We start from the raw sequence: 23288 nt of genomic DNA, 5'->3' as shown, positions 1-23288 counted from the left end.
CGCCCAGGACCCTTCGGGATGCGACGAGTAGACAACATGACCTCCAACAGTGGGATTCACGTTGCAACGATGGATGGAAACCACCCCGTCGCTATGGCCTCATATTCGAGCGTTGCCGACATCGAGTGAGCTTGCAGTTAGGCAGGCCAGCGACCGCGACCCAGGTGACTTGCCGCGGCCGCAGCGTTCGTCGAACCGATAGGCTCGCAAAAGTGGTGGCGGGCAGGAGATGGTGTGTCATGGATCGCGCAGGAGCGTCGCAGGAGAATCTCGAGCGGGACTTCCTCGCCGCGCAAAAGGCCGCCGTAGTCGAGATAGCAGACCAAGGGTTGATCTCATTGGCGCAGTTGGTGCAATCGGGCGCGATTGACGTGTCTCCAAAATTCCAGCGTCGCGACCGGTGGACGGCAGATCGACAGTCACTACTCATCGAGTCATTCCTTGTCAATATCCCGGTTCCGCCGGTCTACCTGGCCGAAGACGAAGCCAGAATTGGGCGATATGCGGTGATCGACGGCAAACAGCGGTTGACCGCGATCGACGCCTTCTTCGCTGACCGTCTCGTCCTTCGGAATCTGAGCCGTCTCGAAGGACTAAATGGGCTGCGATACTCGGATCTTCCAACAGGCATCCGCAATTCGCTCGGGATGAAAAACTTGCGAGTAACCACATTGCTGCGCCAGTCTGACGAGGTCCTGAAGCATGAAGTCTTCTTGCGGCTCAATACTGGTGGCGAAGTGCTGAACGCTCAGGAGATACGTAACGTCGCTTACAGAGGACCGCTCAACGATCTGATCTATCGGCTAGCTGAGAACTCTTTCCTTCGTCAGCAGCTCAAGGTTGTGCCGCCTTCCTCTCCCGCCTATCGAAGGATGGCGGACGCGGAGTTCGTTCTCCGGTTCTTCGCACTCGCTAGCGGGTGGCGCACTTTCTCCGGCGACATCCGCCAATCGCTGGACCTCTTCATGCTCGAACAGCGAGATGCCGGCGAGACTAGTCTCCGCCGCCTCTCCCGCTTGTTCGAGACGTCTGTGGAGGTGGCCGAGGCTGTGTGGGGTGCGGACGCCTTCAAATGGCCGGGGCGGGATCAAGCCCTGGCAGGTCTATTCGATGCTCAGATGGTTGCTATCGCCGAGTTGGGGCCGGAGCGGTCGAGGGCGTTGATCGCGAAGGCTGATCTCGTGCGGATTCACACTGAGGTCCTTTTCGAGGATGTGGTGTTCGAGGAAGCAGTCCGGCAAGCGACGAACACACCGGCGCGCTTGAGGACTCGCATCGATCTCCAAAAGTTCGCGCTCGAAGCGGCGCTTAGCTGAGCTGACGAACATGGCTTCGGCGGCACGCGACGCGCTCGTTCTTGGAGCGACGGGCCTAAGGGATGCGCTCAACATTCCGGAGGTGAGAGCACCGGACGCAGCAGGTGCCATCATCCGGCGTGGGCTCGCAGTCGCTGCCTTCAACCAGCTGGAGACGTTCGTCGAGGGCAGACTCGTTGAGATCGCGAGTTTCGTCAACTCTGGTCAATCGCATTACTCGGACCTTCCCGCCAAGCTTCAGGAGCGCGCGTCTCGCAACGTGGTCGAGGTGGCCAGTGCGAAAGTACGCCGAATGGATGCTGCGGACGTACAGTCGTACTTAGCCGCTGCCGGGGCCAGCCTCGCCGCCGTTTCAGGCGCGATCAACCTCTCTCCCCTCACATGGATGTGGGGAGGCAGCAACATGGGGTCACCTGACTACTTCCGGATCCTAAAGGATTTCCACGTCCCCAGTCCGGCTGAGTCCGCGCGACAACTGTCGATTCGATTCGGCTACCCAGGGGCCGATCCTTCTGGGGTGCCGATCCGTCTAGACGAGCAATTGAAAGAGTTCGCAGGCGAGCGGCATCGAGCTGCGCATGACGCAGGGTACGCGGTGTCTGGAATTTGGCTCACGTTAGCGGCGGAGTTGCTCGTGAAGTTTGCACTTGTCTTCGACACGTTCGCCTCCGTAGGCGCGATCGCGCTTCACCGAGGAGAGCGCGATTTCGCGCAAGATCCGCTTTGGACAACACCTACGCGCATATCGCTGAGATTTGTAGAAGAGCATCAACGCGGATGGGCGGAAAGAAGGGAGGGCGGGGTCCGGGCCGTCCGTGTGGTTCCGGACCGTCACGATGCTATACGCGACGCGGCCGACCGTTGCACCACCGCCGAGGTTCTGATTGTTCGCAACCGACTCTCCGACATACTTGAATGGCAAGTGCCACGTCTGGGCTAGATGGGGTCGCTCTCCGCCTGACCGAGCACACGATCGGACCGTCAGGATCGAAATCCTCCGCGACGTCTCTTCGCTCCGCGCCGGCTGCGCAAAAAGTCGAATGATGATAGCGTGTCGCAGCCACCTGCCGCGTGTCGTTCCAAGGAGGCATGACAACTGGTCATCCTCGGCGACCTATAGGGCCTGCAGCCGATGAAGGCCTGCGGCTAGGTTCACGGCTTGATATGCCACCCAAGCTCGATTATCCAGAATCACGCATGACTCGGGTGTCGACGGCGCTGTCCGGAGCGGTTGTCATGTGGCGGCCGATTGACATTCCTCCAGGCGCAGGCCGAGGCGATCGAGAACTTCATCGGTTACGAAAATCCTCTTCGGACGGTGCGACTTCTTCTTGAGCACCCGCCGAAGCTTGTCGGCTTCGTATCGGCTGTAGTAATCGACTGTGCACTGGTAGGGTGACCAGCCATCCGGGTGACCACCGAGTTCCGCCCTTCCTCGAGTGAGGATCTGGTCGAGCGCGCGAGAGTCCAGAGACAAAGCCAGGCATAGATCCGAGAGCGTCTCCGTTAGGCGTTTCAGGTTCTCCGGCAAGTCATCGGGGTTCCAGTGGCCAGTTACGACCTCCAGGACGAGATTCAATTCGCTCTCTGGCGATCCTTCACGCGGCAACACAGGTGAATTCTCGAGCGCATCGATCGAATCAATCGTCATCTCTGCACTCTCGAGGATCGCCTTGATCTGCGCCGCCACCCGACTTCGCGCCCAACTGAAGCGCGGGTGTTTGTAGACGAGATCGTGTGTCGCACTGCTCCAAGCATGCTGGAAGAAGGTACGCACTTGCACCTCGAAAATCATGTTGTCGACGGGAGTCGGAGGCATAGATTCATCGGGCCGAAGGTGCCCATACAGCCGGATGTCATTGAACCGGAATGCAGACGCGGGGTACTGGGCGTGGTCCGAATCCGGTGGGCGGCGATACTTCGTGACGAAGAACTCATCCAAGAACTCGAGCGCACTTGCGATATCCGAGGGCAGTGGAACGACGAGCAGCGCTCCAAAGAAGTCCTCGAGCTCCTCAATCTCCTCAATGCGCCCGGTTTCGATCTTCTGGTGGAAAGACTCCTCTTCCTTGACCCGAGAGTGAGTGAACCACCCCGGTCTAGCCTTTTCGAAGTGCTGGTCTACCTCAGCCTTTAGGAGCCTCGCGAGGGGTACCTGCTTCCGATACGCCTCACGCCATGACGTGGGGACTGTCATTTTAGCTAGGGAGAAGCGATAGAAGCGCCTCGTGGCGAGCGCGACGCTGTGGCTCCTCGGTAGCAGCGCCAAGGGAGTTCGCTAGGTAGCTGGCGACTGCGGGGTCGTCGCCGCTTCGCTCCCGTTGAGGATTCTCGCGCTCGGCTTCTCGCAGTTCCTCAACATCCCTCAAGAAGCAGTGCAGCCGTTCGGCAGAAACGTCTGCCTCTCGTTGACGGGCAGCTATGGCGAAACACCATACCGAGTAGAAGTTGTTTCGTGAATTGATGACAGTCAACAGGTCGGGCTGGCCAGCGACTAGGGCTGCTATGTTCGCCGCCAGAGCCCTGAACTCCTCCTCAAACTGGTCCGTGTCAAACCCATCAATCGAATCAGGATCGTCGTAACTTGCGCACAACTCGTCTAGAGAATCTTGGTCAAACCCGACTGGGTGTCCACTCATCAGCGCTTGAGAGTACTCCAGTAGGAGCTGAGCATCAGTCATCCGTTTCGACCGAGCCCTGGTCACCACTTTGAGGTCACGCCAGACGGAGTCTTGCGCCTGCTGCTCGACAAAGTTGAGGAGCCAGCCGTCATAGCGCGCGTGGCGCAGCTCTTGGCGCTCCAGCTTGCGGGAGTTCTGGTTGAGTCGTGAGAATATCTCCCGAACCAGAGGCTCGTGCACATCATCGATGAACTCGACCGTCAGCTGGTAGCCCCAGAATGCCTTGCGTGCAGCTCCGAAGTTAGCCAACCCTTTCCAGTTTTGCCCATCGAGTCGCTCGTCTCCGAAGTCGCTCGGGAGTCGCAATCTGTTGTCGGCGAATTCGAGGATGGTGGTCAACCGTTGCTTGCCATCGACGACGTGGTAGGTCGGGTTCCCCTCGTCGTCGAGGCTGCGGTGGAGGAAAATAGCTGGGCTCGGGTAATTGTGCAGAACGGTGTCGAGAAATCGCCGCTTCTCGCGAAGTGTCCACACGCTCTTGCGTTGATATGGAGGATCAAGGTCAAGCTGATCGAATTTTCGAAGGCTCAGAAGCCAAGTAATGGTTTGCAGCGTCGGCTGGCGGTCCAGCAGTCCGAGCAAGAGGTCGTTGTCTACGGTCACTCTTCGGAACTCCCCTCGTAGCGGAGCGCGCGGATGTCTCCGACATTAACCTGCGTCGTTCCCCCGCGCTCACAAAACTGGCGCTCAGTCCTCGCATCGCTGAGACGCTCAAGCAAGACGCTACACGTCTCGGGCGTCATGCCTTTCCCGTTCGCATGCAGTACCAGCAGGTGATTCTCAAAAGCCACTCCCTTCGAGAATTCGTCACCCTCAGCGACAACCAGTTTCGCCTGAATACGCGGGCGGGCTTCTGAGGGGGAGATACGCCGAATGACTACGTAGCGACCCGGAGGGAATACGTGTCGCTGCGTCCGGTCGTTTAGTCGAAGCGCCCGCAGGTCGGGAGTGCGTGTGAAGAAGATTTCGGACCCGACTAAAGGGATCTCGCCATCGCCCCTAACGACTACGTCCGCACCCGCGCGAAAGTCCACGACGTTCCCCACTGACGCCTGAACACCGTCGGGTAGGAGGGAGCTGGTCGCGTCCGACGGATCCACCTCTCCGCGGACAATAGTCGGCACCAGCACAGCATGGCCATCAGCTGCATCGAGTTGAATCCTCCGGTGAGGCAACTGAATTGCGTCAGGGATGTTGATCACCGTGGCCGACTGCGAATAGCGGATGTGGGAGGGCGCCGCTCCGCGAGACAGAGTGAGGACCACCACTTCCTGTTGCACTGAATCACGCTCGAAGACTGCCCGACGGTCCGTGAAGTGGTGGAGGGCGACGAGCGCTGCCCCTTCCAACATATGGGCTCGCGTTGCTGCGTATCGCGCCCCCGACAGGATCGATCGCGGCACAACCGCGACCATCGTTCCACCGTCCGCTAGGAGATCAGACGCAAGCCAGAGGAAAGCTGCAAAGTAGTTCGTTGCTCGAACGTTCGCTTTTCGGAGGACGGCCGCGACATGACTCTGTGGCTCGACGCGGGCGAAGGGCGGGTTCGTGATGATGTGAGTGAAGCGGCGCCCGTCGGCAATCCAAGCCGGGGCGAGCGCGAAGAAGTCGTCGGTGAGGGCCTCGGAGTCCTCGGCTATGTCGGAGCGGTGATGCTCCACTAGATCCGACAAGTGAGATCCAAGCGTGAGGTCCCGCTCGACCAACGTGAGCCGGGGCGGCCTAGGGCTAGCGGCGATTACGGATTCCGCTAGTGCGCCTGCACCAGCGCCCGGTTCCAGGAGATCAACCTCTCCAGCGGCTGAGAGATTGAGCTGGTGAACCATGAAGTCAGCCAGGTCAGGAGGCGTAAATATCTGGGTGCGGTCGACGTCGCGCACAGGAACCTGTTTGCGAGCATCACCCAACGTGTCTCCTTGGGGCGGCTGGTATAGAACTAAGTAACTCTATCCTGGTACGTGCCTGAGGAGTCGTTTGCAAATATCGCGCCGTGTCCAGGTTCATCGATCTGGCTAGCGACTGGCGCGGAATCTACCATCGGCGAAGGGGTATCCCGCGTCCCAAACGTTACCGGGGAACTCACTCTGTGCCGCGACGCAAGGCTCATCCTGGTGAGCAATCTGTAATAAGCCTTCGTCAGTTGCACAGCGAGGCGACCCCAGTCTCATTCCGTGCCCACACTTTGCCCACAAACGATCTCAAGATGGCCTGATTCAGCGCTTTCGATGTGATCGAAAGGCCGCGGAAATACGCGGAAGTTGCTAGTTCATACGCGTGTCACGGGCCCGCCTAACGAGTTCGAGTCCCTCCAGGGGCACCGTTCGTCAGTCGTCGGTGGCGGTCTCGGCGCCTCGGGGCGGGGTCTTGAGGTCCCAGGGGCCCGGGATCCACTCGCCTGTCTCCTCGTAGAGCTTGACCGTCTTGTAGTGGTCGGCGAGTGCCGTGCGGATGGCCTTCTTCACGAGCCAGTAGAAGATGACCAGGCTGAGCAGGATCAGAACGACGTAGGCCGCGATCGGCAGGATGATGGCCATCACGGATGCTGTCGTGCTGTTCACGGTTCCCCCCTCAGAGATGCACCGAGCCTACCGGCCGGCCGGGTGCATGCGGCGGTGCCGTTTGGCAAGGGGGCTGCTCCCGCGGGCGGCCGGGGGCACGGTGGAAGAGGCGCGCAGCGTGCGTGCTCTTCACGCCGAGGAGGCACTTCCGTGTATTTCCACGTTCAGGAATGGATCAACGACATCGCCGAGGATGAGCCGGATCCCGCCGCCGCGAACGCACTGCAGGAGGGGCTCGGCGGCCAGTTCGGCGAGATGCGCACGATGATGCAGTACCTCTTCCAGGCCATGAACTTCCGCGGGCCCTCCGCGAAGCCGTACCGCGACCTCATCCAGGGCGTCGGCACCGAGGAGATCAGCCACGTCGAGCTCATCGGCACCACGATCTCGCGCCTGCTCGACGGCTCGCCGCAGTACAAGGGCAAGCTCACCGACCCGCTCGACACCCCGGGGGCCGGGGGAGCGACACCGCTCAACATCGCGCTCGACCACAGCAACATCCACCACTACCTCGTGGGCGCACAGGGCGCGATGCCCGTCGACGCGGCGGGCAACCCCTGGCTCGGCAGCTACGTCTACAACTCGGGCAACCTCGTGCTCGACCTGCTCTACAACCTCATGCTCGAGTCGACCGGGCGCCTGCAGAAGTGCCGCATCTACGAGATGACGGCCAACAAGACCGCCCGCTCCACGATCTCCTACCTGATCGTGCGCGACCAGGCCCACGAGAACGCCTACGCCAAGGCGCTCGAGACGCTCGGGGTCGACTGGAAGAAGACCCTCCCGATCCCGAAGACGAACGCCGAGCAGTTCCCCGAGGTCAAGGAGCTCCTCGACCTCGGCCTGCAGAGCAAGCAGTTCACCTTCGACCTCAAGGGCGAATCGGAAGCCGGCCGCATCTTCCAGGGCGCGTCTCCCTCCCACGACGGCACCGACCTCGACGCCACCGAGCAGGCCCCGGTCGGGACCCCGTCGTTCATCGCGCCCGAGCGGCTCGAGGAGTTCAGCCCGGGCCTCGACCCGGAGCTGCTGAAGCTCATCCAGGCCACCGCCGAGCAGGAGCTCGCCGACGTCGAGTCCTTCTACGGGCCGACCACAGGGAAGACCGCAGGGAAGTAGTACAACATGTCGAACAACGAACCAGGCCCCTCCGCCGACGCCCCTCGCGACGAGGAACTCGCCGAGCTCATCAAGGAGGCAGATGAGGACGAGGAGGGCCAGGGTGCATCCGGGATGTCGGATCGGCTCCGCGACCGCACCGAGCAGTCCGAATCGCTCCCGGAGTCGCCGGCAGACCTCGTCGACTAGACGAGCGTAGGGTGGGCGCATGGCACAGGAATTCAGTCATGAGGCCGAGCAGCACCGCTATTCGCTGCGCATCGACGGGGCCCTCGCGAGCGCCGTGGACTACGTGGTGAACGAGAACCACATCTCGTTCACCCACACGTTCACCGACCCGCGCCAGCGCGGCAAAGGGCTCGCGGGCGAGATCGTGGCCTACGCAGTCGACGACGTCGAGGCCAACACGCCCTACCGGATCGTGCCCATGTGCTGGTACGTGGGCAAGTGGTTCGACGAGCATCCGGAGCGCGCCGGGCTGCTCTCGCGCTGAGTGGCGGCGAGGGGCGCGGCATTGCTATGCTCATGCGTGGGGAGGGCTTCGGCCCTCTCCACCAATCGTTAACGGTTCACCGGCCGCGGGTCATCCGGTCAGCACCTGCCGGAGCCGGATCGCTCCGCGTTAGCGTGGAGTCATGGCAACCGAGATCGACCACCCGTACGAGTTCCGCACCTTCCCGGCGGCCGCCCCGGACGGCAGGGCCGACGAGGCCACCCGGAACTGGCTCGCGGCGGAGGCGCGCGGGTTCCACGAGTCGCGGATGACGGCGGAGGCGATCGATCTCGCCGCGGCCGTCATCGCGGCGGACGGCCGGCGGCTCACCGGCGTCTACACGACATCGGCACCCGAGTCGGCACTCGCACCCGAGGTGCCCGTCGCCACCTTCGCGGCCTACGAGCACACCCTCAACGTGGGAGGAGCCGAGCTGCTGCCCGCGCACCTCATCGCCGGGGTGACCGTGCGCCCCACCCACCGCCGGCGTGGCCTCCTCCGGCGCATGATGACCGACGACCTGACGGCCGCGCACGCCGCCGGCCACGCGCTGGCCGCGCTCACGGTCTCGGAGGCGACGATCTACCGCCGCTTCGGCTTCGGCACCGCCTACAGCGTCGATTCCATCACCGTTCCGGCCGGTCACCGCTTCCGTCTCACCGTTCCCACGACCGGGCGCTGCGAGCTCATCGACGCGCACGAGCTCGTCTCGATCGCCCCGCGCGTCTTCTCCGCCTTCCACGCCCGCACCCCAGGTTCAGTCGACCGGCAGCAGGCGTACTGGCGCCGGAGCGCCGGTCTCGCCGGGCCGAACGGCGGGGCCGACGACACTGTGCGCGCCATCGTGCACTACAGCGAGGACGGTGCGATCGACGGCTACGCGGCGTACCGCGTGCACGAGGGGGAGCGCACGACCGAGCTCGAGGTGATCGACCTCGTCGCCGCGACCGACGGCGCCTACCTCGGCCTCTGGGAGCTGCTCGGGTCGATGGACCTCGTCGACACCGTGCGGTTCGATGCCGCTCCCGCCGACGACCCGCTGCGCTGGGCGCTCGCCGACTGGCGCGCGGTGCGCACGACGAGTCGGAGCGACCGGCTCTGGATCCGCCTGCTCGACGTCGTGGCCGCGTTCGAGGCGCGGGGGTACCTCCCTGGTGCGGAGGGCGAGGTCGTCATCGAGGTAGCCGACGACCTCGGGTTCGCCACGGGGCGCTATCGGATCCGGGTCGCCGGTGGGCGTGCTCACGTGACCGACGGCGAGGCCGCCGCGCCCGACCTCGAACTCGAGGCCTGGGTGCTCGGCTCCCTCTACCTCGGAGCCGTCGACGCCCGCACCCTCGCGTCGGCAGGGCGGATCGTGGAGCGCACCCCCGGGGCGGTCGGCCGGCTCGCCGGTCTGCTGACCCCGGTGCGACCGGTGTACGGCGTCACGCACTTCTGAGGCGGCGGCGCTGCGAGCGTGGCAGCGTTCCGCACCCCGTCAGCGCGCGGGGTCGATGAGGGCGCGGGCCGCCCGCAGGAACGCCGCGCGCACGGCGGCCGGCTCGTCGAGGTAGCCCCCGACGAGCGCGCCGTCGCGCAGGAGCACGATCTCCGCAGCGAGCGCTGAAGAGGAGGCGGCGGAGTCGCCGAGTGCCCCCTCGAGCAGCTCGGCGAACCACGCCCGGTGGGCGGTGACGATGCGGCGCACCTCGCTCGCGGGGTCGGGGTATTCGATGGCGGCGTTGATGAAGGGGCAGCCACGCGAATGGCGACCCATGAGGTCGTCGGCGATGAGCACGAGCAGGGTGTCGGCATCCGGATCGGGGGAGGCCGTGAGCGCGGCCCGCACCCGGGCGTCCTCCCGCTCGAGGCAGGCGACCACGAGCGCCTCCTTGCCGGAGAAGTGCCGGTACATCGTGGCGCGGGGGACCCCCGCCTCGGAGAGCACGCGATCCATGCCCACCCGGCCGATGCCCTCCCGGTAGAACAGCTCGGAGGCGGTCGTGAGCAGTCGCTCGCGCGCGGCCGAGGGCCTCGTCCGTTCGCCCTCGAGGCCGGCTGCGCTGCTCACCCGGCCAGTTTACGGGAACAGTCGTTCTCCCAGGCGGCGGCACTATCAAACATGTGTAGATCACTGTAGGGTCGGCCCGTGAGCACAACGCGCGTGTGGAAGAGCCTGTCCCTGAAGACCGCCACCGTCGTGGCGGGTCTCTCGCTCACGGTGGGGCTGGTGGCGGCGGCGCCGCTCCCCACGCCGGATGCGACGACGATTCCGACGCCGGTGGCGACGACGAGTCCGACGCCGGAGGCGCCGACGACTCCCGCGCCGGAGGCGACGACGCCGGCCCCCGCGGACGCCACGACTCCACCCGCCACCGTCGACCCGCCGGAAGGCGAGGCCGAGCCGAATCTCTTCGGCGTCAACACCTACAGCTTCCGCGCCGACGACATCATCAGCGACAAGAACATGTACAACGGCGGTGCGCTCGACGCCGCCGGCGTGCAGTCGTTCCTCACGAGCAAGGTGCCCGCCTGCGCGAACTCGATGTGCCTCGCGGGGCCGCACAGGTTCTCCGTGCCGTCCGTCCCGCAGGATTCGCACTGCAACGCGTACACCGGCGGCTCGCAGACCGCGGCCACGATCATCGCGAGGGCCGGGTATGCCTGCGGCGTCAGCCAGAAGGCCCTGCTCGCCCTGATCGAGAAGGAGTCGGGCCTCGTCACCTCCACGGCCCCCACAGAGGGCCGGCTCAATGCGGCGACCGGCTACGACTGCCGCGACGACGGCACGGAGTGCGACCCCGCCACCCGGGGCTTCTTCAACCAGGTCTACAACGCCGCGCGCCAGCTGAAGAGCGACTTCCAGAACCCACGCCTCCCGATCGGGAGCCCTACGGCGGTGCGCTACCACCCCGACGAGACCTGCGGATCGGCCCCCCTCACCATCCGCACGAAGGCGACGGCCGCGCTCTACAAGTACACGCCGTACCAGCCGAACCCCGCCGCGCTCGACAGCACGAGCGAGGGCGACGCCTGCTCGAGCTTCGGCAACCTCAACTTCTGGGTGATCTACACGGACTGGTTCGGCTACCCGCACATCGACGTCGACCGCCTCGAGGGCCAGACCCGCTACGAGGTGGCCGTCGCGATCGCGAAGGAGGCGTATCCGAACGGGGCAGAGACGGTATTCCTCGCCTTCGGCGGCGGCTACGCCGACGCGCTCTCGGCCGGCCCGGCAGCGGTCAAGCTCGACGCGCCGCTCCTGCTGACGAGCACCGACACGGTCCCCCGCGGTGTGGCCGACGCCATTCAGCTTTCGTTGAGGCCCAAGAAGATCGTCGTGGTCGGCGGCTCCAACTCCATCTCCGAGCGTGTCGTGGAGCAGCTGGGGGAACTGCGTCCCGGCGTCGCCATCGAACGGTGGGGTGGAGCCGACCGCTACGAGGTCTCTCGCACCGTGGCCGCCAAGGCCTTCGGTCCGAGCAACGCCGGAGCCTACGTGGCCACCGGCACCACCTTCCCCGACGCGCTGAGCGCGAGCGGCGCCGGCGGTGCGACCAACCGGCCCGTCGTGCTCGTCTACGGCCCCGCGACCTCGGTCGACCAGGCCACCGCCACCCTGCTCCAGACGACGCTCCGGGTGCGGAACGTCACGATCGCGGGTGGCCCGAACTCGGTCTCGTCCGGACTGCAGTCGTCGCTCAGCGGGTTGCGCATCGACGGCTCGTCCATCAGCGTGCGCCGCATCTCGGGCGCCGACCGCTACGAGGCCTCGCTCGCCATCAACCTCGACGCCTACGCCTTCGACACCACCGGGGTGCGTCGGGAGCGCGTCTTCGTGGCGACGGGCCTCAACTTCCCCGACGCCCTCGCGGGCTCGGCGCTCGCCGGGGCCAAGAGCTCACCGCTCGTGGTGGTGCGCTCCACGTGCGTATCGCCGGAGTTCAAGCTCAACCTGCAGAAGTTCCGCGCCGAACGCGTGACCCTGCTCGGCGGCCCGAACTCGCTCGGCGCGGGCGTCGAATCCCTCACGGCCTGCCCCTGACGAGGAGCGGCCGCGCCACCCGCTCAGCGCGCGGTGAAGTGCGGGGCGATGAGCTCGAGCGAGCGGATGCGCGCCGGCGAAGCGGTCATCGGGTCGGCCTCGCGGGTGCCGCCCACGGGCGACACCATGACCTCGTCGACCCCGTGCTGCTCGGTGAGCGAGCGGATGCGCGCGGCCACCTCGTCGGCCGTGCCGATCAGCCAGCGGCGGGACTGGTCGCGCACCGACTCCTGCTCCATCGGCCCCAGCTCCGTCGTCTCGGCCGCCTCGACGGTCAGCTGCGGGGTGAGCGCACCTCCCGTGCGGATGCGGGCCATCTGGATGAGCTGGGGGAGCGCGAGCCGCTCGGCCTCCTCGGCGGTGTCAGCCACCGAGATGTTGGCGGTCACGAGCGTCTTGGGGCCGGCAAGGGCCTCGGAGGGCTGGAACGACGAGCGGTACAGCTCGAGCGCCCGCTCGATGCCGGGCTGGCCGAAGTGGTTGGCGAACACGTAGGCCAGGCCGAGCTTCGCGGCGAGGGCGGCGCTGAAGTCGCTCGAGCCGAGCAGCCACATTTCGGGCGCGCTCGTCACGCGGGGCGTGGCCTTCAGCTCGTACGACCGCGCACGGATGTTGAGGCCCACGCCCGGCTGGTCGTCACCGAACGGCGCGTCGGCCGGCGGGCGGTCCGAGCCGAGCAGCGCCGCGACCGTCTCGACGTCGGTGGGGAACGTCTCGGCGGGGTCGCCGTCGGTCGTGGTGCGCGGCCCGCGGAGCATGTAGGACGTCACGGGGTCGGAGCCGGGAGCCCGGCCGAGGCCGAGATCGATGCGGCCCGGGTGCATGGCCTCGAGGAGCGCGAACTGCTCGGCGATCGACAGCGGAGCGTGGTTCGGCAGCATGACTCCGCCCGAGCCCAGGCGGATGCGCGACGTGCCGGCCGCGAAGTGCGCGATGAGCGTCGACGGTGAGGTCGAGGCCACGGCGGGCATGTTGTGGTGCTCCGCGAGCCAGTAGCGGGTGAAGCCCAGCCGCTCGGCGGCCTGCACGAGAGCGAGGCTGGCGGCCACCGCCTCACCGGAGCTCTGCCGGGAGCGGACGGGGATCAGGTCGAGCACCGAGAGGTTCGTCATATCCCAGGTTCAAGCCCGCGACGCACCCGGATTATTCCGCCGGAGTCGCCGCCTGGCCACCGGTGAGGTCGCTCTCGCCACGCCGGATCGCGAAACTCGCCTGTGATTACCCGGGATTCCGGGCCACGACACGTACTGTGGCCCTGTGTGGCGCGCCGATAAGAAACGAGAAGCAGACGAGACCCCGTCTGCGGTCGACCCCGTGGAGTCGGCCTGGGGGCGGAACGGCCAGGGCGGTGGCCAGGTGGGCCAGGTCTACAGCACCGACAGCCTGGTGGAGCCGACGCGCGACGCCTGGCGTGCCGAGATCGCCGCGATCGGCGGCCCTTCACCCCTCATCGCCTTCGACGACTCGCCCCGCTCGCGCATCGAGCTGAGCACCACGCACCCCGGCGGTCTCGCCCAGTTCATCACCGGCAACTCCACCCTGCTGTCGAGCCTCATCCGCGACGAGCTCGCGCTCCGGAACGCGCGCATCGCCGCCGGCGCCATCACCGACAAGGGCGTGGAGCTGCGGTCGGTGCGCGGCATCGACTCCGTGCACCTCGCCATCGGCCTCGCCGAGTGGCGCGGCACCGCACCCGGCGCTGCTCCTGGGGCAGACGGCGAGCCCGGTGCCGAGCAGTCGTTCCGCGCCCCCGTGCTCCTCCGCCCCATCTCGGTGCGCCGCTACGGCCGCGACTTCGAGCTCAAGCTCCGGGGCGCCCCCTTCGTGAACCCCGTGCTCGCGCGCCGCCTGCAGGAGCAGTTCCAGATCACGCTCGACCGCGAGTCGCTCGTGGCGCTCGCCGCCTCCAACGGCGTCTTCAAGCCGCAGCCGGTCATCGACCGCCTCCGCAGTCTCACCTCGCACCTGGCCTGGTTCCAGGTGCACCCGCGCCTCGTGGTCTCCTCGTTCGCCGACGTCGCGAGCGACATGACGGCCGACAGCGGCGACCTCGCGCATCCGGTGCTCGACGCGCTCGCCGGCAACCTCACCTCCCGTCGTGGGGTGCAGGACGGCTACCACCCCGTCGACCCGTCGCCCCAGGACCACCGCGCCCCCTCCACCGACACGCTCCTCCTCGACGCCGACGGCGAGCAGGAGAACGTGATCGCGCAGATCGCGGGCGGCAACTCGCTCGTGGTGAAGACCCTCCCGGGCACCGGTGGCACCCAGACCATCGTGAACGCGATCGGTGCGCTCGTGGCCCAGAACAAGCGCGTGCTCGTGGTGAGCCCGCGCCGCCTCAGTCTCGGCGGCATCAACCGCCGCCTCTCCGACGTGGGGCTCCCGGGCGTCGCGGTCTCGCCGCGCACACTCCGCCGCGACCTGATCCAGTCGATCGGCCGCAATGAGAAGGCCACGCAGCCCCGGGTGGCCGACGTCGACGAGGCGCTCGTGCGCCTCCGCAGCGTGCTGCTCGACTACCGCACCTCGATGTCGCGGGTCGACCCGCTGCTGAAGGTCTCGGTGCTCGATGCGCTGCGCGAGCTCGCCCGCCTCGCCCTGCTCCCGAACCCGCCGGCGACCACCGCCCGGCTCGACCGCCCCGCGCTCGAGTCGCTCGCCTCCGGCCGCCAGAAGGCCGCCAAGACGCTCTCCCGCGCCGCCGAGCTCGGCCAGTTCCGCTACGGGCCCGACGACTCGCCCTGGTACGGCGCCCAGTTCTCCTCGGGCGACGACGCCCACCGTGCGCACGCCCTCGCGAAGCGGCTCAACAACTCCGACCTGCCGAAGCTCCTCACGGGCGCCTACGACCTCATCGGCCAGACCCGCATGCGGCCGTTCACCTCGCTCACCGAGCTCGGCACCTACCTGCGCCTGCTCGCCGACCTCCGCGAGACGCTCGACAAGTTCCTGCCCGTGGTCTTCGACCGCTCGCTCACCGACCTCATCGCCGCCACCTCCCCGCGCCGCGACGCCCCGCAGATGTCGTCGACCTCGCGCAGGCGGCTCAAGTCGCTCGCCAAGGAGTACGTGCGCCCCGGCGTGCACATCGGCGACATCAACGAGTCGCTCCGCCGCATCCAGCAGCAGCGCACCCTCTGGTACCGCTTCGCCGCCGCCGGCATCCCGCCGGAGATCCCCGTCGGCATCAACGAGGTGCAGATGGCGTTCCAGCGCGTCACCGAAGACCTCGCGCAGCTCGACCTTCCGCTCGGCACCGTCGGCACCTCGAAGCAGCTCGGCTCGCTGCCGATCGACCAGCTCATCGGCATGATCGAGGGTCTCGCCGCCGAGTCCGAGGTGCTCGCCAACCTGCAGGAGCGCACCGAGCTGCTCGACTCGCTGCGCGAGCACTCGCTCGATCCGCTGCTCGTCGATCTCTCGAACCGTCACGTGCCCGAGCACGCCGTGCCCGACGAGCTCGAGCTCGCCTGGTGGCAGTCGGTGCTCGAGCTCATGCTCGCGAACGACCGCGCCCTCCTCGGCGCCAACACGGGCGTGCTCGACCGGCTCGAGGGCGACTTCCGGCTCGTCGACGAGGCGCACGCCTCGATGAACGGCCAGCTGCTCGCGTGGCAGCTCGCCGAGACGTGGAGCGTCGGCATCCTCGACCACCCGATGGAGGCCACGGCCCTCAAGCAGCTGCTGCGCGGCGACGGGGTGTCGTCGTTCTCACTGCACGAGGCGGCACCGCACCTCGGCAAGGTGCTCGCACCGGTCTGGCTCGCCTCGCCCTACGAGGTCTCGCAGATCACGGATGCCATCACCTTCGACACGGTCGTGCTCGTCGACGCCGGCGCCACGACCCTCGCCGAGAACGTCGGCGCCATCCGCCGCGCCCGCCAGGTCGTCGCGTTCGGCGACCCGGTGACGCAGACGCCCTCGCACTTCGAGGTCGCCATCCGCCCGGTCGACGACCAGCGCACCCGATCGCGCGACGACGCCTCCCTCGTCGACGAGCTGCACTCAGACTCCGCGCTCGCGCGCCTCGCCGACCTCGTGCCGACCCTCTCGCTCACCCGCAGCTACCGCGCGGGCGGCGAGGACCTCGCCGAGCTCGTCAACCACCGCTTCTACGGCGGCAAGATCGACTCGCTCCCGTGGGCCGGCACCTTCCTCGGCCACGGCAGCCTCGCCCTGCACTACGTCGAGGGCCGCGGTGGCATGCCCGACTCCGAGACCGGAGCCGTCGAATCCGTCGACGCCGAGGTCGACGAGGTCGTCTCGCTCGTGCTCGACCACGCCATCAACTACCCGCGCGAATCGCTCATGGTCATCACCGCGTCGCCCAAGCACGCCGTGCGCGTGCAGCAGGCGGTGCTCGCGGCCTTCGCCAAGCGCAGCGACCTCGCGGACTTCGTGCTCAAGGAGCGCGCCGAGCCGTTCATGGTGGCCACGCTCGAGCAGTCGGTGGCGCAGAGTCGCGACCGGGTGATCTTCTCGGTCGGCTACGGCAAGACGGCCCACGGCCGCGTGCTCACGAACTTCGGCGGGCTCGCCCGCCCCGGAGGCGAGCGGCTGCTCGCGGTCGGGATGACGAGGGCCCGCCGATCCATGGACATCGTCAGCTGCTTCACGCCGGCCGACATCGACGAGGACCGGATGAACTTCGGCGTCGTCGCGCTCCGCCAGATCCTGCAGGAGGCCGAGTCGGGCCCCACCCCCGACACGTTCTCCTCGCCCGGAGACGCCCTGCTGATCGACCTCGCCCGCCGCCTCGGCGCCCGCGGCCTCGACGTGGCCTTCGAGCACCGCGGCAAGCTCACGCTCGTGGCCTCGCACGACGGCCGCGCGATCGCGATCGAGACGGATGCGGTGGTGCACTCCACGTCGCTCCGCGAGTCGCTCCGGCTCCGGCCCGACATGCTGCGCAGGCTCGGCTGGCACTACCTCCGCGTGCACTCGTTCGAGCTCTTCACGAACCCCGAGGCCGTGGCCGCGAGGATCGCGAACGTGCTCGGTGTGCGGGAGCTGGCGCTCGTCGAGACCCAGCCGATCTCGTTCTAGGGCCGTCTCGTCTTAGGATCCTTCGCATGAGCGTGCGCAAGACCGGCCGGCGCCGGGTCTCCACCGACCCCGTGCCCGGCAGCGATCCCAGGCCGCAGGCGGCCCCGGAGGGCGCACCCGTGCGCGCGGCGGAGGACACCGACGAGTCGTGGGGCGACCGACCGCCCTCGGCGACGGCGGGGCCCAACGACGACCGGCTGAAGCGGGACGTGCCGCCCCACTGGTGACTAGTGCTTGGGGGCGTGACCGCTCGCCGGCGGTTCACCCGCCGCGGCGGCGCGCTCGTTCGCGAGCAGGTCGCGGATCTGGATGAGCAGCTCGGTCTCGGTGGGGGGCAGCTCCTCGTTCTTCTCCTCGAGCGACTCCGCGGGAGTCTTCTTGAGGGCGAAGGCGGCCTTCTTGAGGTGGTTGATCGGCAGCACGAAGACGAAGTACACGACCACGGCCACGAGCAGGAACTGGATCAGGGCACCGAGCACCGCGCCGAAGCGGATGTCGGAGCCGTTGAGGGTCCAGACCGCCACGTTGTCGAGGTCGCTGGCCTTGAAGATAGCCGCGATCAGGGGGTTGAAGATGTTGTTCACGACGGCGTTCACCACACCGGTGAAGGCCGCTCCGATGACGACCGCCACGGCCAGGTCGATGACATTGCCGCGGAGGATGAACTCCTTGAATCCCTTGATCATGCCGACAAGCCTACGGGGTGCTCTTCGCGGGGGAGGAGGACGGCGCGCTGGGGGCGGGGCTCGACGACGGGGCGCTCGAGGAGGAGCTGGAGGAGCTGGAGGACGACGACGAACCCGATCCGTCGCCCGACGAGCTGGATGAACCGGACGAGCCCGACGAGCCGGACGGCGTCTTGGCGCGCGAGTCGGTGCGGTAGAAGCCCGATCCGTTGAAGGTCACGCCCACGGGGCTGAAGACCTTGCGCAGCTTGCCGCCGCAGACGGGGCACTCGGTGAGGGTGTCGTCGGTGAAGGCCTGCTGGATGTCGAAGGCGTTGTCGCACTCGGTGCAGCGGTAGGAGTAGGTGGGCACGGGTTCTCCGGGGGACTAGGGGCGGTGCGGGTCGCGGGTCACGAGAAGCGGATGATCCTCGTGGGGGTGACGACCCCGTCGACGGGGGCGTCGTGGAGCTCACGCGGCACCTGGTCAAGGATCTCATCATCGAAGACCACCGCGAACACGGGCGGGCGGTTCTCCATGGAGCCGAGCGTGCGGTCGAAGTAGCCACGGCCCCAGCCCATGCGGGTGCCCTGGGTGTCGACCGCCGAGGCGGGGATGAGGATGAGGTCGGCGTCGTTGATGGCGATGGGCCCCAGGATGCCGCCCACGGGCTCCGGCAGGCCGTAGAGGCCCTCGGTCTCGGTCTCGCCGTCGCCCTCGGCCCAGTCGAGCAGGCCGTCCTGCCTGGCGATCGGGAGCAGCACCCGCCGCCCGTCGGCGAGGGCCCAGTTCAGGAACTGCCTGGTGTCCGGCTCGAAGGAGGTGGAGAGGTACGCCGAGATGGTGCGCGCCCTGGTCTCGGAGGCGAGAGCGATGAGGTTCGCGGTGAATCCCGCGTTGGCCGCGTCGACCACGTGGGCCGGCCTCGTGCGGCGGCGCTCGCGGAGCTCGGCGCGGAGAGCCCGCTTGTCGTTGGACTCATCCGTAGGCATGCCAGCAGGATACGCTGGGAGCATCATGGGGACACAATTAACGAAAGCCGTAATTCCGGCCGCCGGACTCGGCACACGCTTCCTGCCCGCGACGAAGGCGATGCCGAAGGAGATGCTCCCGGTCGTCGACAAGCCGGCCATCCAGTACGTGGTGGAGGAGGCCGTCGACGCGGGGCTCAACGACGTGCTCGTCGTGACCGGCCGCAACAAGGCGGCCATCGAGAACCACTTCGACCGGGTGTACGAGCTCGAGTCGACCCTTCAGCAGAAGGGCAAGGGCGACATGCTCCGCGTCGTCAACGAGTCGACCGCCCTCGCCGAGATGCACTACGTGCGCCAGGGCGATCCGCTCGGCCTCGGCCACGCCGTGCTCCGCTCCCGCATGCACGTCGGCCACGAGCCCTTCGCCGTGCTGCTCGGCGACGACATCATCGACGCCCGCGACCCGCTGCTGAAGCGCATGCTCGAGGTGCAGCAGTCGCGCACCGCCACGGTGATCGCCCTCATGGAGGTCGACCCCTCCATGACCCACCTCTACGGTGTGGCCTCGGTCGAGCAGACCGACGAAGACGACGTCGTGAAGGTCACGGGCCTCATCGAGAAGCCCGACAAGGGCACCGCTCCCTCCAACCTCGCCGTCATCGGCCGCTACGTGCTCATGCCCGAGGTGTTCGACATCCTCGAGAACACGCCTCCCGGCAAGGGCAACGAGATCCAGCTGACGGATGCGCTGCTCACCCTCGCGGGCGACGACGAGATCGCGGGCGGCGTCTACGGCGTCGTCTTCGGCGGCCGCCGCTACGACACCGGCGACAAGCTCGACTACATCAAGGCCATCGTGCAGCTGGCGAGCGACCGTCAGGACCTCGGGCCCGACCTCCGCCCGTGGCTGCAGGAGTTCGTCAAGGGCCTGTAGGGGTCTCCGCACCATGTTCGTTCCCACGCTCGTCGAGGGGCCGGTGACGGCCAGACCCATCCGGGTGCGCGACGCCAAGCCCCTCGAGCGGGAGCTGATCGAGAACCGCACGTGGCTCCGCAAATGGGAGGCCACGAACCCGCAGGGGCCGATGTCGTTCGACACCCGCGCGAGCATCCGCTCGTTGCAGGCGAACGCGCGCGCCGGCCTCGGCCTGCCCTTCGTGCTCGAGTACGACGGGGAGCTGGCGGGGCAGCTGAACGTGTCGTCGATCAGCTACGGCTCGGTGGGCTCCGCGTCGATCGGCTACTGGGTGTCGGAGCGGTTCGCGGGCAAGAACATCACGCCCATCGGTGTGGCGCTCGCGACCGACTACTGCTTCTACTCGGTGGGGCTGCACCGGATCGAGATCTGCATCCGCCCCGAGAACGGGCCGAGCCTGCGCGTGGTCGAGAAGCTCGGCTACCGCTACGAGGGGCTCCGGCGCCGCTACATCCACATCAACGGCGACTGGCGCGACCACTTCTGCTTCGCGCTCGTGCGCGAGGAGCTGCCCGTGGGCGTGCTGCGGCGGTGGCAGGAGGGGCAGGTGCCGATCGGCGACGGCACCGTGCCCGAGAGCGACCGGATCGCGGCCACCCGGCAGCTCCCCGTGCAGCCCCGCTGAGCATCCGCTGAGCGCTTCCCGGCGAAGCATCCGACACGCGCCCCTCATGCGGGGGCGGCGTGCCCGCTCGCCCCTACCGTAGAGCCATGACGACGGACTGGCTGAGCGGTGGCTTCATCATCGCGCTCGCCGCGGTCCTGTGGCTCGCGTACCTGCTGCCGTCGTGGTTCCGCAGCCGTCAGTACCTCGCGACCGAGCGCAACGCGGTGCGGCTGCAGCAGACCCTCCGCATCCTCGCCGAGACGGCAGAGCTGCCGCAGGAGGTGCGCGTGGAGGCCAACGCCCGCGCCATCGCCGAGCAGGAGCGCATCCTGAAGCACCGGGCCGTCGAGCGCGAGCTCTCGGTGGTGCCCGCCGCCGTGCGCACGGCCGATCGGCTCAGGAGGTCTCGTGCCGGGACCTCCGTGGTGCTGCTGCTGTCGGTGGCCGTCGCCGTGCTCGGCGGGATGCAGGCCGTCTACACCGGGGCCTGGATCATCCTGATCGGCGGGGTGATCGCGTCGGGTGTGAGCGTGGCCGTGCTGGTGAAGCTCTCGAAGGCGGGGCGCCGGCTGAGACTGCCGCGGCCCGAGGCGCCCACGGCGCAGGTGTTCGTGATCCACGATGTGGGGGAGGACCGTCCCGTGCAGGGCGTCTCCGAACCGGTCGAGGCCGAGGAGCCCGAGGTCGAGGATGAGCAGGCGACGGACGGCTGGACTCCCGTCGCCATCCCGCGCCCGCTGTACATGTCGCGCACGGCCTCCGCGCCGCTCGGGCTCGAGGACGGTCCCGACGAGGCGGAGGTGCTGCGTGCTGCGGCAGCGGCCGACGAGGCGGCGCTCCGAGCCCGGCTCGACGCCGAGCGTGCCACCGTGGCCGAGCTCCCGGTGGCGCCGGCCGCCCAGGCGCCCGCGCCCGCTCCTGCTCCGTCGCGCTTCGCGCGCATGGGCATCGTCGACGCCGACACCGAGCCGCACCTCGACCTCGACTCGGTGCTCGCCCGGAGGCGGGCCGGCTGATTTCGGCGTACGGTCATGCGCATCCGTGAAAGGAGCGCATCATGCCAGGCAAGAAGACGCCGCCGCAGCTGAAGGATCCCGAGCTCTACGAGGAGCTCCGCGACGAGGGCGACTCCAAGCAGAAGGCCGCCCGCATCTCGAACGCCGCCGCTGCCAGGGGCCGCGGGAACGTGGGGAAGAAGGGCGGGGAGTCGGGCTCGTACGACGACTGGACCGTGCCCGAGCTGAAGAAGCGGGCCAAGGAGATCGGGCTCACGGGCTACTCGAAGAAGAAGAAGTCGGAGCTGGTCTCGGCACTGCGCGACTCTTAGGGGTGCGGTGGGGCCGGTGGTGTGCACGTCGGCGCCTGCTCGCGTGTCCATGCCCCGGCGGCGATGGGTCGCCGACCTAGGATGACTGCATGAGCGACGCCGGAGTCACCCCACGCGCCCCCGCTGCCGCGCCTGCCGCTCGGCCCAAGGCCGGGCGACCGGGCCCGGGCGGTGCGCGCGGAGCCTCGGCCATCGACATCTCCAAGCGCGACCTCACGCTCGACCTCGCGCGCGTGTTCTGCGTGCTGCTCGTGGTGGTCATCCATTTGCTGATGGTGGGTGTCGGCTTCGGCGCCGACGGGCAGGTCGAGGTGTCGAGGCCGCTCGAGAGCCAGTGGTGGTTCGCCCCCGTGACCTGGGCGGGGCAGATCATGCCGCTGTTCTTCGTGGTGGGCGGATTCGCGTCGATCACGGCGTGGCGGAGTCTCACCCGGCGGGGCGGTACCGCCTCGGACTACGTGCGCAACCGCGTGCTGCGACTCGCGCAGCCGGCGCTGCCGCTGTTCGTCTTCTACGTGGTCGTGATCGGTGGGGCGCGCCTGCTGGGGATCGAGCCGCAGCTCGTCGACCTCGCGGTGGAGGGTGCGGCGTCGCCGCTGTGGTTCCTCGCGGCCTACACGCTGTGCCAGGCGCTCGTGCCCCTCATGGTGTCGTGGCACGCGAGGGCGCCGAAGGCGACGCTCGCGGTGCTGTTCGCGGGGGCGGTGGCGGTCGATGCGCTGCGCTACTCGACCGGCATCGAGATGATCGGGCTGGCCAACCTCTTCTTCGTCTGGCTGCTCGTGCAGCAGATCGGCTTCTTCTACGCCGACGGCTGGTTCGACGCGCGGCGCTGGTACGTGCTCGTGGCGATCCCGATCGTCGCCTACGCGTCGCTCGTGCCGCTGACGGTGTGGGGCCCGTACTCCGACGACATGCTCACGAACCTCAACCCGCCCACCGTGCCGCTGATCGCGCTCGCGGTGGCGCAGGCGTGCATCCTGCGCCTGCTGCGGCCGGCGCTCGCGCGGCTCATGAACACGCACGCCGCCCGGGCCGTCGTGTTCCTCGTGGGCACGCGGCTGATGACCATCTACCTGTGGCACCTGCCCGTCATCCTCATCCTCTCGGGCATCGCGCTGCTCGTGCCCTACGCGAGCCCGGAGCCGGCGAGCCTCGCGTGGTGGTGGACCCGGCCGGTCATGTTCCTCCTCGTGATGGCCGGGGTGTTCGGGCTGTCGTTCCTCGTGGGGCGCTGGGAGGCGCCGCGCGAGGTGGAGCCGACGCCGCCGCCCGCGGTGGTGGCGATCGCCACGGTGCTCGCGTTCCTGCCGCCGTTCGCGGTGATGGAGTACTTCATGGACCTGCCGATCGCGGTGGGCGGCAGCATCCTGCTGGGGGTGTCGATCCTGCTGCTCGGCAGGTGGAAGAGCGGATCGGGGCGGGGCGCTCCGGCCGGTTCGCGTTCGTCGGCGGTTTCGTCGTAAACTGTCTGAGTTGTCGCAGCGATGCGGCG

Annotated in this window: 23 protein-coding genes; 14 read left to right on the top strand and 9 right to left on the bottom strand. The window is 67.7% G+C overall.

What is annotated here, in order from left to right:
* Positions 1-239: 239 nt before the first annotated feature.
* Both Q0D57_RS02415 and Q0D57_RS02410 read left to right on the top strand, forming a co-directional pair.
* Positions 240-1316, top strand: coding sequence for a DUF262 domain-containing protein (locus Q0D57_RS02415; protein WP_291037554.1), 1077 nt, complete (start codon positions 240-242; stop codon positions 1314-1316).
* 10 nt (positions 1317-1326) lie between these two features.
* Positions 1327-2256: a hypothetical protein gene (locus Q0D57_RS02410; protein ID WP_291037551.1), complete on the top strand. Its 930-nt coding sequence runs from the start codon at positions 1327-1329 to the stop codon at positions 2254-2256.
* Positions 2257-2550: 294 nt separating this feature from the next.
* Here the strand turns inward: Q0D57_RS02410 and Q0D57_RS02405 are convergent, their stop codons facing one another.
* The 4 genes from Q0D57_RS02405 to Q0D57_RS02390 all read right to left on the bottom strand — a co-directional run bounded on the left by Q0D57_RS02405 (position 2551) and on the right by Q0D57_RS02390 (position 6555).
* The gene (locus Q0D57_RS02405; protein WP_291037548.1) at positions 2551-3513 is read right to left on the bottom strand and encodes a hypothetical protein; all 963 of its coding nucleotides are present in this window, start codon (positions 3511-3513) and stop codon (positions 2551-2553) included.
* A 1-nt stretch (position 3514) separates the two neighbouring features.
* Positions 3515-4600, bottom strand: a complete 1086-nt coding sequence (locus Q0D57_RS02400) for a DUF262 domain-containing protein (RefSeq protein ID WP_291037545.1) — start codon at positions 4598-4600, stop codon at positions 3515-3517.
* Complete coding sequence (locus Q0D57_RS02395) at positions 4597-5877, bottom strand: Eco57I restriction-modification methylase domain-containing protein (protein ID WP_291037535.1); 1281 nt, start codon at positions 5875-5877, stop codon at positions 4597-4599. The genes Q0D57_RS02400 and Q0D57_RS02395 overlap by 4 nt, the downstream gene beginning before the upstream one ends.
* A gap of 444 nt (positions 5878-6321) precedes the next feature.
* Positions 6322-6555: a hypothetical protein gene (locus Q0D57_RS02390; protein ID WP_291037531.1), complete on the bottom strand. Its 234-nt coding sequence runs from the start codon at positions 6553-6555 to the stop codon at positions 6322-6324.
* Between the two features lie 150 nt (positions 6556-6705).
* Between Q0D57_RS02390 and Q0D57_RS02385 the strand changes: the two genes are divergently transcribed.
* The 4 genes from Q0D57_RS02385 (at position 6706) to Q0D57_RS02370 (ending at position 9608) form a co-directional block, all read left to right on the top strand.
* Positions 6706-7674: a manganese catalase family protein gene (locus Q0D57_RS02385; RefSeq protein WP_291037528.1), complete on the top strand. Its 969-nt coding sequence runs from the start codon at positions 6706-6708 to the stop codon at positions 7672-7674.
* Positions 7675-7680: 6 nt separating this feature from the next.
* Positions 7681-7863, top strand: coding sequence for a hypothetical protein (locus tag Q0D57_RS02380; RefSeq protein ID WP_291037524.1), 183 nt, complete (start codon positions 7681-7683; stop codon positions 7861-7863).
* 19 nt (positions 7864-7882) lie between these two features.
* Positions 7883-8167 (top strand): GNAT family N-acetyltransferase, encoded by a 285-nt coding sequence (locus Q0D57_RS02375; RefSeq protein WP_291037513.1) that lies wholly within the window; start codon positions 7883-7885, stop codon positions 8165-8167.
* Between the two features lie 142 nt (positions 8168-8309).
* On the top strand, positions 8310-9608 hold the full coding sequence (locus Q0D57_RS02370) for a GNAT family N-acetyltransferase (RefSeq protein WP_291037510.1): 1299 nt from the start codon (positions 8310-8312) through the stop codon (positions 9606-9608).
* 39 nt (positions 9609-9647) lie between these two features.
* Here Q0D57_RS02370 and Q0D57_RS02365 read toward each other — a convergent pair whose 3' ends face one another.
* Complete coding sequence (locus tag Q0D57_RS02365) at positions 9648-10220, bottom strand: TetR/AcrR family transcriptional regulator (RefSeq protein ID WP_291037507.1); 573 nt, start codon at positions 10218-10220, stop codon at positions 9648-9650.
* 78 nt (positions 10221-10298) lie between these two features.
* Here Q0D57_RS02365 and Q0D57_RS02360 point away from each other — a divergent pair, with 78 nt between their 5' ends.
* Positions 10299-12194 carry a cell wall-binding repeat-containing protein gene (locus Q0D57_RS02360; protein ID WP_291037504.1) on the top strand — a complete coding sequence of 632 codons (1896 nt, stop codon included), beginning with the start codon at positions 10299-10301 and terminating at the stop codon, positions 12192-12194.
* Between the two features lie 23 nt (positions 12195-12217).
* Here the strand turns inward: Q0D57_RS02360 and Q0D57_RS02355 are convergent, their stop codons facing one another.
* A complete protein-coding gene (locus tag Q0D57_RS02355; RefSeq protein WP_291037501.1) occupies positions 12218-13306 on the bottom strand; it encodes an LLM class flavin-dependent oxidoreductase in 1089 nt (362 codons plus the stop codon).
* A 244-nt stretch (positions 13307-13550) separates the two neighbouring features.
* Between Q0D57_RS02355 and Q0D57_RS02350 the strand changes: the two genes are divergently transcribed.
* On the top strand, positions 13551-17243 hold the full coding sequence (locus Q0D57_RS02350) for an AAA family ATPase (RefSeq protein WP_291037563.1): 3693 nt from the start codon (positions 13551-13553) through the stop codon (positions 17241-17243).
* 26 nt (positions 17244-17269) lie between these two features.
* Positions 17270-17470 carry a hypothetical protein gene (locus tag Q0D57_RS02345; RefSeq protein ID WP_291037500.1) on the top strand — a complete coding sequence of 67 codons (201 nt, stop codon included), beginning with the start codon at positions 17270-17272 and terminating at the stop codon, positions 17468-17470.
* On the opposite strand, the gene mscL is transcribed toward Q0D57_RS02345, so the two are convergent.
* From mscL to Q0D57_RS02330, 3 genes are read right to left on the bottom strand one after another with little or no spacing between them, the layout of a single operon-like run.
* Positions 17471-17929, bottom strand: a complete 459-nt coding sequence (gene mscL / locus Q0D57_RS02340) for a large conductance mechanosensitive channel protein MscL (protein ID WP_291037497.1) — start codon at positions 17927-17929, stop codon at positions 17471-17473.
* Between the two features lie 10 nt (positions 17930-17939).
* The gene (locus tag Q0D57_RS02335; protein WP_291037495.1) at positions 17940-18281 is read right to left on the bottom strand and encodes an FmdB family zinc ribbon protein; all 342 of its coding nucleotides are present in this window, start codon (positions 18279-18281) and stop codon (positions 17940-17942) included.
* 38 nt (positions 18282-18319) lie between these two features.
* Entirely contained in the window at positions 18320-18901 is a 582-nt protein-coding gene (locus Q0D57_RS02330) for a 5-formyltetrahydrofolate cyclo-ligase (protein ID WP_291037492.1), read from the bottom strand.
* Positions 18902-18926: 25 nt separating this feature from the next.
* Here Q0D57_RS02330 and galU point away from each other — a divergent pair, with 25 nt between their 5' ends.
* From galU to Q0D57_RS02305, 5 genes are all read left to right on the top strand, one after another.
* Positions 18927-19817, top strand: coding sequence for a UTP--glucose-1-phosphate uridylyltransferase GalU (gene galU, locus Q0D57_RS02325; protein ID WP_291037489.1), 891 nt, complete (start codon positions 18927-18929; stop codon positions 19815-19817).
* 13 nt (positions 19818-19830) lie between these two features.
* Positions 19831-20484 carry a GNAT family protein gene (locus Q0D57_RS02320; RefSeq protein WP_291037483.1) on the top strand — a complete coding sequence of 218 codons (654 nt, stop codon included), beginning with the start codon at positions 19831-19833 and terminating at the stop codon, positions 20482-20484.
* Between the two features lie 86 nt (positions 20485-20570).
* Positions 20571-21482 carry a hypothetical protein gene (locus tag Q0D57_RS02315; protein WP_291037480.1) on the top strand — a complete coding sequence of 304 codons (912 nt, stop codon included), beginning with the start codon at positions 20571-20573 and terminating at the stop codon, positions 21480-21482.
* Positions 21483-21523: 41 nt separating this feature from the next.
* Positions 21524-21793, top strand: a complete 270-nt coding sequence (locus Q0D57_RS02310; RefSeq protein WP_291037477.1) for a Rho termination factor N-terminal domain-containing protein — start codon at positions 21524-21526, stop codon at positions 21791-21793.
* Between the two features lie 89 nt (positions 21794-21882).
* The gene (locus Q0D57_RS02305) at positions 21883-23259 is read left to right on the top strand and encodes an acyltransferase (RefSeq protein WP_291037474.1); all 1377 of its coding nucleotides are present in this window, start codon (positions 21883-21885) and stop codon (positions 23257-23259) included.
* The last annotated feature ends 29 nt before the right edge of the window (positions 23260-23288 follow it).

Origin of the sequence: Herbiconiux sp. (assembly GCF_023264895.1) — a bacterium.
Taxonomy (GTDB): Bacteria; Actinomycetota; Actinomycetes; order Actinomycetales; family Microbacteriaceae; genus Herbiconiux.
The sequence above is the reverse complement of the archived record's forward strand: the minus strand, read 5'-3'. Positions and strand labels throughout refer to the sequence as shown.